6 protein-coding genes and 1 pseudogene are annotated in these 11,302 nt (G+C 44.7%); all 7 read left to right on the top strand.

What is annotated here, in order from left to right:
- The first annotated feature begins 109 nt into the window (after window positions 1-109).
- The 7 genes and pseudogenes from glf (at window position 110) to RMY00_RS28980 (ending at window position 11,197) form a co-directional block, all read left to right on the top strand.
- On the top strand, window positions 110-2,587 hold the full coding sequence (gene glf / locus RMY00_RS29010; protein ID WP_322650842.1) for a UDP-galactopyranose mutase: 2,478 nt from the start codon (window positions 110-112) through the stop codon (window positions 2,585-2,587).
- A gap of 517 nt (window positions 2,588-3,104) precedes the next feature.
- Window positions 3,105-5,369 carry a family 1 glycosylhydrolase gene (locus RMY00_RS29005; RefSeq protein ID WP_416212112.1) on the top strand — a complete coding sequence of 755 codons (2,265 nt, stop codon included), beginning with the start codon at window positions 3,105-3,107 and terminating at the stop codon, window positions 5,367-5,369.
- Between the two features lie 350 nt (window positions 5,370-5,719).
- Complete coding sequence (locus RMY00_RS29000; RefSeq protein ID WP_322650840.1) at window positions 5,720-6,370, top strand: hypothetical protein; 651 nt, start codon at window positions 5,720-5,722, stop codon at window positions 6,368-6,370.
- Window positions 6,371-6,414: 44 nt separating this feature from the next.
- Window positions 6,415-7,005, top strand: coding sequence for a transposase (locus tag RMY00_RS28995; RefSeq protein WP_322650839.1), 591 nt, complete (start codon window positions 6,415-6,417; stop codon window positions 7,003-7,005).
- 162 nt (window positions 7,006-7,167) lie between these two features.
- Entirely contained in the window at window positions 7,168-7,443 is a 276-nt protein-coding gene (locus RMY00_RS28990; RefSeq protein ID WP_322650883.1) for a hypothetical protein, read from the top strand.
- Window positions 7,444-7,574: 131 nt separating this feature from the next.
- Window positions 7,575-7,979 (top strand): annotated as a pseudogene (locus RMY00_RS28985) (GDP-mannose 4,6-dehydratase); the annotation flags it as partial.
- Window positions 7,980-8,656: 677 nt separating this feature from the next.
- Window positions 8,657-11,197 carry a calcium-binding protein gene (locus RMY00_RS28980; protein WP_322650838.1) on the top strand — a complete coding sequence of 847 codons (2,541 nt, stop codon included), beginning with the start codon at window positions 8,657-8,659 and terminating at the stop codon, window positions 11,195-11,197.
- The last annotated feature ends 105 nt before the right edge of the window (window positions 11,198-11,302 follow it).

Raw genomic sequence — 11,302 nt, 5'->3', positions numbered from 1 at the left:
TATATTTAGATAGATGAATATGTAATTCAAAAAAGCGAATAATAAAACTAATTCTTTACGAAAAACAGAACTTGTTAGTCCAATATTCTGCAAGTTGAGTTAATAATCTATGTCAAGCAATAAAGTGCAAGTACAAAATAACGGTGTGAGCCATAGTGTGTCGCCAACGGTAAATGAAGCAAAATCACCGGAGATAGCGAAATCGCAATCGCTAGGGACATCAATAAATTTATCCTCATTCAACAAAAACTCTCGCTCAACAAAAGCTTTTACCGATACGCCTGATATAGTTTGCTTATCTCATTTGCGCTGGAATTTTGTTTATCAAAGACCACAACATCTTTTAAGTCGCTGCGCTCAAAAAAAGAGAGTATTCTTTATCGAAGAGCCAATTTTTAGCCGGGAACCATTGGGACGATTGGACATTAGTGAAGACAAAAGTGGAGTGATAGTTGTCGTTCCATATTTACCAGAAGGTTTAAGTGAAGAAGCAATAAATGCCGATATAAAAGTATTGCTTGATGGGTTATTTGCAGAACATAATATCTCTAAGTACATTTGTTGGTACTATACGCCAATGGCGATCGCATGGGCAGGCCATTTAAAACCTGAAGCTATTATCTATGATTGCATGGATGAATTGTCTGCTTTTAAAGGAGCATCGCCTACTTTAAAGAAGTATGAAGCAGAACTATTTCGTCGGGCAAATCTAGTATTTACAGGCGGGCAAAGCCTTTATGAAAGTAAAGTAAACCAGCATCCAAACGTTTATGCCTTTCCTAGTAGTGTAGATGTACCCCACTTTGGACAAGGAAGAAGCGTTAAAGAAGAACCAGCAGATCAAGCAAATATTCCTCATCCGCGCCTTGGCTTTTATGGTGTAATTGATGAGCGGATGGATATTGAATTATTAGCTGGAATTGCCGAAGCTCGTCCTGATTGGCATCTAGTGATAATTGGGCCAGTTGTGAAAATTGACCCAGCAACTCTGCCACAGCATGAAAATATTCATTACCTTGGTAGTAAAGACTATAAAGACTTGCCTGCATATCTAGGGGGTTGGGATTTGGCAATGTTGCCGTTTGCGCGAAACGAGTCAACACGTTTTATTAGCCCGACAAAAACACCAGAGTATTTAGCCGCAGGTAAACCTGTGGTCTCTACCTCAATTCGAGATGTGGTGCGTCCTTATGGAGACTTGAAGCTAGTACGAATTGCAGACACTGCTCAAGAGTTTGTCGCCGCAGCAGAACAGGCATTGCAAGAAGATACTCCAACATCAGGATGGTTGAGTCGAGTAGATGCATTCTTAGAACAGATTTCTTGGGATCGGACTTGGGGATCGATGATGCAGTTGATAGAATCTGCGTTAGCGCAGCCGCTCTTTAAGAACTTCGCAACCACACCAGATACCACAACTAATGGTAAAAATGGGAAATCTCCCATCTCAACAAATATCCCAGAAGCACCAAGTATCATTACCAGAGACTTTATATTTGATTATTTAGTTGTTGGTGCAGGCTTCTCTGGTAGCGTTATTGCTGAACGATTGGCGAGAAATTCTGGTAAAAAAGTATTGGTTATAGACAAGCGCAACCACATCGGTGGCAATGCTTACGACCATTACGACGACCACGGGATTCTCGTACATAAATACGGCCCTCATATCTTTCATACCAGTTCCCGTGAAGTATTTGAATACCTCTCACAGTTCACTCCCTGGCGTTCTTACGAGCATCACGTTTTAGCTAGCGTAGATGGACAACTCGTTCCCATCCCCATTAACCTTGACACCATCAACAAACTCTATGGAATGAACCTCAATTCATTCCAGGCGGAAGAATTTTTTCAGTCAGTTGCAGAACCGAGAGAACACATCCGTACTTCTGAAGATGTAGTAATTAGTAAAGTTGGTCAAGTGCTTTACGAAAAGTTCTTCAAAAACTATACTCGCAAACAATGGGGACTCGATCCTTCAGAACTTGACAAAACAGTAATTGCCCGAATTCCCACCCGTACCAACCGCGACAGCCGATATTTCACAGATAGTTACCAAGCAATGCCACTGCACGGCTTCACTCGAATGTTTGAGAATATGTTAAATCATCCGAACATTAAGGTAATGCTTAACACCGATTACCGCGAAATCGAGAAAGCTATACCTTGCCGCGAGATGGTTTACACTGGGCCAGTTGATGAGTTTTTTGATTGTCGCTACGGTAAACTACCCTATCGCTCATTGGATTTCAAACACGAAACGCATCACACCCCTGTGTTTCAGTCAGCGCCAGTAATTAACTATCCCAACGAACAACTGTATACCCGTATTACCGAATTTAAGTACCTAACTGGACAGGAACACTCCAAAACTAGTATTGTTTACGAGTTTCCCAAGGCAGAGGGCGACCCCTATTATCCAGTGCCACGTCCTGAAAATCAGGAAATTTACAAACAATACAAAGCCCTGGCTGAGTCAACACCAGGTGTGCATTTTGTGGGACGGCTAGCTACATACAAGTATCTCAACATGGATCATTGTGTGGCGCAGGCTTTAGCAACATACAAACAAATAGCGGTTAAGGCTTAAGTTTGTTGATGTTGCTCGTGGGCAGGTGCTGCCCAGGCTAAACTTTTTTAAAGTAGAGACGCGATGGATTGCGTCTCTACAAAAGTTAGGTTGGCAATTTTATGTGACTGGCAGATGATTTAGTGGTTACTAAATATAGCATTTCATTAATTCGTAGCGAATTCAATGCGGCAATACCCTGCAATGCTAATGCATCACTTGACAATGCCAATGCATCCCATTGCATTAAAAACGCAACGCTACGATTTGACGCAAAGCTGTACTAAGAAACTGTTGGATCTGAGTATTCCACTAATTGATTTTGAATTTTGTATTTTTCTTCATGCTTTTGTGGTCAACGATCCGCAAAGAGTAGATATTATATCTGCGTTATCAAAACGCGGAATTATTAAAGTAAAACTTACGCAAAATTACACGCTATAGAGACAATTCATGAATTGCCCCTAACTGAAAAAAGGTTTTGCTATTGTTCGCGTAAGTCTTGATAAAGGTAATAAAAGCTTTGGTTGTGTAAATTATGTCTTTTTTCTTTAACTCAAGTAAAGACGTGACAAATAAAGTTTTGAGAGAGAATAATTCACAACTCCCCTTGGAAGTGTGGGCTGGTGTAGAGTGTACAGTTAATCGCGTGGGTGATGAATATTTAGACCAGTTGGAACGCAACGGTCATGCAACGCGCTTAAATGATTTAGATTTATTTGCAGAACTAGGGATAAAAGCTATCCGCTACCCTGTATTGTGGGAGAAGATAGCACCTAATGGGCTAGAAACTGCCGATTGGTCTTGGTCTGATGAAAGACTGGGGCGCTTGCGCGAACTCGGCATCCTTCCGATTGTGGGATTAGTGCATCATGGTAGCGGCCCACGAGATACAAGTTTGGTAGACCCAGAATTTCCAGAGAAACTAGCAGTGTTTGCCCGTGCGGTTGCCGATCGCTATCCTTGGGTAACACATTACACGCCTGTAAACGAACCACTGACAACGGCGCGATTCAGTGGAATGTATGGTCACTGGTATCCTCACGGGCGGGATGATTTAACTTTTGCCCGTGCTTTGTTGGGAGAGTGTCGCGCAGTAGCCTTGGCAATGAAGGCAATCCGAGAAGTCAACCCTGGCGCTCAATTAGTGCAAACTGAGGATTTAGGTAAGATTTACAGTACACCGAAATTAGAATATCAAGCAGAATTTGAGAACGATCGCCGTTGGTTGAGCCTTGATTTATTGTGCGGTCGAATTAACCCTACTCATTCAATGTGGGGTTACTTAAAGAAATGTGGTATTAGCGAGGCTGAACTTGAGACATTTTTGCAAAATACCTGCCCCCCTGACATCATAGGGATTAACCATTATTTAACCAGCGAACGCTTTTTGGATGAACACACAGAAAATTATCCAGCTTGGACGCATGGCGGTAATGGGCATGACAAGTATGCTGATGTAGAGGCGGTGCGAGTTTGTGCTGAGGGTTTGGCAGGCCCAGGCACATTATTACTAGAAGCATGGGAACGCTATCACCTGCCCCTTGCTGTCACCGAAGCTCATATTAGCTGCACCCGTGAGGAGCAGCTACGCTGGCTTTATGAGGTGTGGAATGCGGCGAAGGAATTACAAGCTGAGGGTGTGGATATCCGCGCTGTCACTGTTTGGGCGCTCCTGGGCAGCTACGATTGGAATAGTTTAGTTACAAAAGCTAACGGCTACTACGAGCCAGGTGTATTTGATTTGCGTTCGCGTAGCGTCTCCGAAGGAGAATTGCCACATCCTCGACCGACAGCGATCGCAAAAATGGTGCAGAATCTAGCAAATGGGCATCAACTAAATCACCCGCTACTTGAAACTCCAGGCTGGTGGCATCGACAAGAGCGCCTGTTATACCCTGCACTAAGTTGCAATGCGATGATGGGAGAAGCAAGGAAAAAAACTTCCTTAATGCCCCTTGCCTCCCTTCGTCCCCTGGCGATCGTCGGTGCTAGAGGAACTCTTGGAAAGGCTTTTGCTCGCTTGTGCGAAGTGCGCGGAATTTCATATCAGCTGCTGACACGCCAAGAAATGGATATTACCGATCCTGCCTCTGTGGATGCGGCACTTACCCAGTTTAAGCCGTGGGCGGTTGTGAACGCTGCCGGATACGTGCGGGTGGACGATGCCGAAAATGAACCCCATGTTTGCTTACAGGTGAACGCCGAAGGCCCAGCGATTCTAGCTGCTGCTTGCGCTCAACATAACATACCGCTATTAACTTTCTCCTCAGATTTGGTATTTGACGGTGCTGTATCTAATCCTTATGTCGAAACTGATACCGTTGCCCCTCTTAATGTGTATGGGTGTAGCAAAGTTTTGGCAGAAAAGCTGGTATTGCAGGCTTATCCTGCATCGCTGGTAATTCGCACCAGTGCATTTTTTGGGCCGTGGGATGAGTATAATTTCGTCACGATCGCTCTGCGTCAGCTTAGTGCTGGTAATAATTTCATTGCCGCAGAGGATGGAATTGTTTCACCTACTTATGTACCAGATTTAGTTCATGCCAGCCTAGATTTATTAATTGACGGTGAATGTGGGCTGTGGCATTTGGCGAATAAGAGTGCGATCGCCTGGGCTGATTTCGCGCGGTTAGCGGCTAAACAAGCTGGAGTCAGTGTTACCAATCTGATTTCTGTACCCACAGAAGAGCTTGGTTTAACTGCTCCTCGCCCAACTTACAGCGTTCTTGGTAGCAGCCGGGGTGAATTTATGCCATCCCTTGACAATGCAATTTCTCGCTACTTGGAAGAAAGAATCTAGTTGTCTGAAAACCCAAAATTGTTAGGTGAGGGTTGAGGAAAGGGGAAAGGTTAAAGGGTAAGGGATTTAAACCTTTCCCCTTTACCCCTTAACCGAATGGCACTAAGAAAAGCTCTAAGGTATGCAGAATAAGGGTTACAGCTTTTAATGCCAGAGAGCGCAGTAATTAATGGCACAAGTAGCTGCGATGCCTTCTCCTGTCCTTGACGCTGCGCGAACGGCAACGTCAACGACGAACGCTGATGAAGAGATGATGCACAGTTGCCTAAAAAATTTTTGTCGGTAGAAAAAGCTTACTCGTCCGTGAAATACTTTTTTGAGACGAATAAGCCAACATCATAAACACTACTGTGACACTAAGAGTACAAATCCTCAAGGATAAATTTAACCAAAGTTTAGGTTTAGCTTTCAAAGAACTATTACCGGAATCGGTGATCAGACTTGCAATATCTGAGCTAAAAATCAAATATAAAAAGCGATTATTTGACCCATTTATAACGTTGTGGGCGTTTTTATCGCAGGTTTTAGATACGGATAAAACTTGCCACAATACTGTAAGTAAAATAATTGCACATCTGGCAGAATCAGAAGTAGAAATTCCGTCAACAGATACGAGTGCATACTGTCAAGCACGAGCAAGATTACCAGAAAAATTACTAGAGAAGCTTTTCAATTATTCTGCACATAATTTAGAAGAAAGAGTAACTCAAGAACATTTATGGTGTGGACGGAATGTGAAAGTAATAGATGGGTCAACTGTCTCTATGCCGGACACTGTAGAGAACCAGAAGGAGTATCCTCAGCCAAGTACTCAAAAAGCTGGATGTGGATTTCCAATTGCAAAAATTGGTGTGATATTCAGTTTAGTTACAGGAGCCGCCGTTGCTTTATGCATCGATGTCCTGAACACTCACGATATTAAATTAGCAAGAAAACTGTACAGTTTTCTTAAACCCAGTGACCAAGCCCCGTTGGGGCGGGGTGTGGGGTGTAGGGTGTAGGGGATATATAGCCCCAACAACCGTCGGGATACAAGCCCCGCCCTTTGTTGGTCGAACGTGTTGGGAGAGGTCTGAATCCTCTGCCAACACCGTCTTCACTACACCCCACACCCCACACCCTACACCCTGTTCAAGTTCTTTTAGGTGATAGAGCTTTTTGCGCTTATGCTGACATGGTTTCTATTACACAACTCGGTTGTGATGCGGTATTCCGCAAGCATCAATCTCGGACAACAACCATACGAAAAGGCAAAATTGTTGGGGATTGCGACAAATTAGTTACTTGGTATAAACCTAAACGATGCCCACAAGGATTGAGCAAGGATGATTTTGATGCTCTACCTTCTAGCATAACTGTAAGAGAAATTTACTACTACATTCTTATTCCTGGTTTTCGCACTCAACAAGTCAGCTTAATTACTACTCTTTTAGATAAATCTTCTTATTCTACTCTTGAAATTGTTGGACTTTACGGTAAACGTTGGGATGTTGAATTGGATTTGAGACATATAAAAACTACCTTGGGTATGGATATTTTACGATGTAAAACTCCTCCAATGATCCGCAAAGAAATTCATGTTTATCGAACAGAATTCAGGAGTCAGGAGTCAGAATTCAGAATGAATTCTGTATGACTGGCGGATGAATAATCGGGTTTAAGACCCCCCACTAAATTTTCAATTTAGTGGTCTTCAATCAGTCGCGGGTCTGAATCCCCGACTGATTGATTCTGACTCCTGAATTCTGACTCCTGGATTCTTCTTCAATTACTGGCTTACAATTTACTTCGGAGCTTAATGTGGTCGGCTGGGACTATTTACAATACTCCTCCAAATCGCCTATCACTACAAGGTACTCGCCACCACTTAATTAACTTTATTCCCAAATTATTAGCAGCAACTTCTCAAAAACGTCACCAATTTTATCGCACTTTGCTAAAAGTTATTGCTCACAAAGCTGTGAGCGATCGCCCCGGTAGAAGTGAACCACGAGTCCGTAAACGTCGCCCGAAAGCTTATCCCTTAATGACCAAACCCCGGCACGAATTACAAAAGCAGTTGCAAACTGCTTAATCCACAAGCGTTTCGGCTTTTCTTAGTGCCATTCACCCCTTAACCTTTTCTCCACTTTTGCAAGAGACTCCATGAACACGGTTCACAACGAAGGAATGAAAATATTTCTTCCCCAGTCCCCATTCCCCAATCCCTTAGTACTATTAGCCGCATTGGGTAAACGCGAATCTATCTTTATTTTTGGCACTGATTATCCTACCCCAGACGGTACTTGTATCCAGGATTATATTCATGTAAATGATTTAGCGCAAGCTCATATTTTGGGTTTAGAATATCTGCTCAAAAGCGGAGAAAGTGAAGTATTTAATCTTGGAAATGGTAGTGGTTTTTCAGTGGGAGAAGTGATAGAAACTGCTCAATAAGTAACAGGTAAAGAAATCAAAATAGAGGAACGCGATCGCAGACCAGGCGACCCTCCTATTTTAGTTGGTAGCAGTGACAAAGCAACTAAAGTTTTGGGTTGGCATCCCCAATATCCCAATGTTAAGGAAATCCTCACCCATGCTTGGCAATGGCATCAGCGACTACATAGGTAAAGACAAAAGATTTCACTATTATCCTCACGATATATGCCCAAGAAAGGTAAGGATTCAGGTAGCAGAGTATTAGACCTCTTGCAAAAGTGCTTTTTGCAAGAAAGGGAAAAGGGTAAAGGTTAAAGGGGAAAAGGACGATACAGAACTTTTTCCCCTTCCCCCAACCCCAGTTCCCGACTTATGCAAGAAGTCTATTGATAAAAGGGACACTTGGGGGGGAGTATCACAAATATGAACCAAAGCCTGCCTCAAGAACTAGACTTTAGTGTTTACAATGGTTGTGCAGTGGCCGACCAACAGAAATGTTTGGCTCATCTACGACGTCACTTCAAAAAACTAATTATACTTCCAGGTCTCCATAGTTTTTACTAGCAAATAAGATGCGTTTGCCCTATGCTAGTGATGGCTATTTAGGCAGTGTCTAGACCAAAAAACCACGTATCCGCTCAATAAATCGGGGCGAACTACTAGTTCAGTAACGAGTTTACGCCATTTGAGCCTGCCTTGTCACTGAACGATTTACCCCGAATTATTGAGCGGTTACGAAACTAGTCTAAGTAGATGCTGCATTTTTTTAACTACCCATCTAGGGTTTCTCCCCGGTGGCAGGGCTACTCATAAATGACACCTCTGCCAGCGGATATCTCTGAATCAAACTTATAACCGAGAGGATTGATATGGCAGACATTATTGGAGACAACAACAATAACACTCTAATTGGCACATTTGACAATGACGCTATTCTTGGTCTGGGCGGTGATGATAACCTCTTTGGTCGGAGCGGCAATGATGACCTCTTGGGTGGGGCTGGCAATGACTCGCTTAATGGCGAGGACGGCAATGACCTTCTCAATGGTGAGGGCGGCGAGAACACCCTGCTTGGTGGGTTAGGCGATGATATCCTCCTTGGTGGACCTGGCAATGACCTTCTCGATGGCGAGGAGGGGAACGATCAACTCCTTGGTAGAGCCGGTGACGACACCCTGCTTGGTGGGTTCGGTAATGATGCTTTCCTTGCTGGGTCTGGCAATGACCTTCTCGAAGGCGGGGACGGAAATGACCGACTCTCTGGAGAAGACGGTAAAGACCAACTCTTTGGCGGAGAAGGGGTTGACACGCTCAATGGCGGGGCTGGCAATGACCAGCTTGATGGCGAGGCTGGCAATGATATCCTCCTTGGCGGGTTGGGCAATGATATCCTCCTTGGCGGGGCTGGCAATGACCAACTCGAAGCAGGGGACGGGGATGACCAAATCTTTGGTGGGACTGGCAATGATATTGCTGACTATTCAAATAGCACTGCCGGTGTTACCGTCAACCTAGCGACTGGAACCGCCAGTGGAGGGGCTGGGAATGATGTCCTATTTAATATCGAACAAGTCTTTGGTTCTGGTTTCAACGATTCCCTAACTGGCGGGCGCGGTAATGACACCCTCTTTGGTAGAGGTGGCAATGACCTGCTTGATGGTGGAGTTGGCAATGACCTGCTTGATGGCGAGGAAGGCAACGATATTGTCCGTGGTGGGTTGGGCGATGACACCTTGCGTGGTGGGACTGGCAATAACCGACTCTTGGGTGGAGATGGCGTTGATACTGTTGATTATTTAAATGCCACTGCCGGAGTCACAATCAACCTTGCCACTGGAACTGTTACTGGGGAGGGCAGGAATGATGTCCTGTTGGAGATTGAAAGAGTCGTTGGTTCTCGATTCAATGACACCCTCTTGGGCGGAGCTGGCAATGACTTCTTCCTCAGTGGTGGGGACGGGAATGACTCTGTCAATGGTGGGGCTGGTAATGACCGCCTCTTTGGCGATAACGGCAATGACACCCTCCTTGGCGGGACTAACGACGACTTTATCAATGGCGGGAACGGCAATGACTCCCTGCTTGGCGGTAGCGGCACTGACATCCTGCTTGGTGGGCTTGGCAATGACATTCTCCTTGGTGAGGACGGGAATGACACTCTCATTAGTAGAGAAGGCAATGATACCCTGCTAGGCGGTAGCGGCAATGACATTCTGCTTGGTGGAAGTGACAATGACATTCTCCTTGGTGGAGGTGGGGATGACCAACTCTTTGGTGGAGATGGCGTTGATACTGCTGATTATTTAAATGCCACTGCCGGAGTCACCGTTGACCTTGGCACTGGAAGTGCCAGTGGGGGAGATGGGAATGATGACCTGTTAAATATCGAGCAAGTCTTTGGTTCTAGTTTTAACGACTCCCTGATTGGAGGAGGCAGCAGTGATACCCTCTTTGGCAGAGGCGGCAATGACACCTTGCTTGGTGGGGATAGCAATGACTTTCTTGATGGTCAGGAAGGTAATGATCTTGTCTTGGGCGAAGATGGGAATGACAGCCTGTTTGGCGGAGCTGGCAATGACCAAATCGAAGGAGGGGAAGGCGATGACACCCTTAATGGCGGGTTCGGCAATGACAACCTCCTTGGGGGGCCTGGAAATGATGTCTTCATAGGCGTTGATACTAACGGTTCTGATTCTCCTGGATTAGGGGAGGTTGATACCCTAACTGGAGGGCCTGGGGAAGATAAGTTCTTACTTGGAGATGCTACTAATGTCTTCTATGACGATAACAAGAGTGGAAGTAGTGGTTTTGCAGATTACGCTACCATCAGTGGCTTCAACTCCAACGAAGATACAATCCAGCTCAAAGGAACGCTGGCAGACTATCGCTTGGAGACTGTGGGAGCCGATACAAGGGTATTTCTAGGCAAATCAGGGGGAGAGCTAGATGAACTCATTGGTGTTGTGCAAGCATCGCCTCTGAAGCTTGATAGTGACAACTTCCTGTTCTACGAGAAAGAAGATGCTGGACAAGGGACAAACAATACACTAGCCACTGCTGAGAAGCTAGGTACTTTAACATCAGGTTCAGAAGTTAATACCTCTGCTCAACTGGCAAGACTTCCAGGGAACAATCCTGATTTCGACTTTTTCACATTTTCTTTAGCTAACCCAGGAACTGTGACTATTAGTACGCCGAATTACAGTGGTAACTTTCCAGTTCTTGGCCTATTTAATAGTGCTGGAAACTTACAGAGTTCGAGTACTTCTCAATCAATCACTGCTTCACTAGGGGCAGGTACTTACTCCATTTCAGTAAGTGATTATGATTACTTCCCGCAAAATGGCGGGACTTTCAGTTCTGGCTTTTTTAATCCTGGTTCTTATACGCTAGGAGTTACTGTAGTCTAAAGACAAATAGTACTAAGAAAACCGGAAACAGCTGCCAATTAAGAAGTTTGCAGCTGTTTACGTAATTCTTGTCGAGGTTTCGTCATGAAGGGGTAAGCTTTGGGG

Origin of the sequence: Nostoc sp. ChiVER01, assembly GCF_034531155.1 — a bacterium.
Classification (GTDB): Bacteria; Cyanobacteriota; Cyanobacteriia; order Cyanobacteriales; family Nostocaceae; genus Nostoc.
The sequence above is the reverse complement of the archived record's forward strand: the minus strand, read 5'-3'. Positions and strand labels throughout refer to the sequence as shown.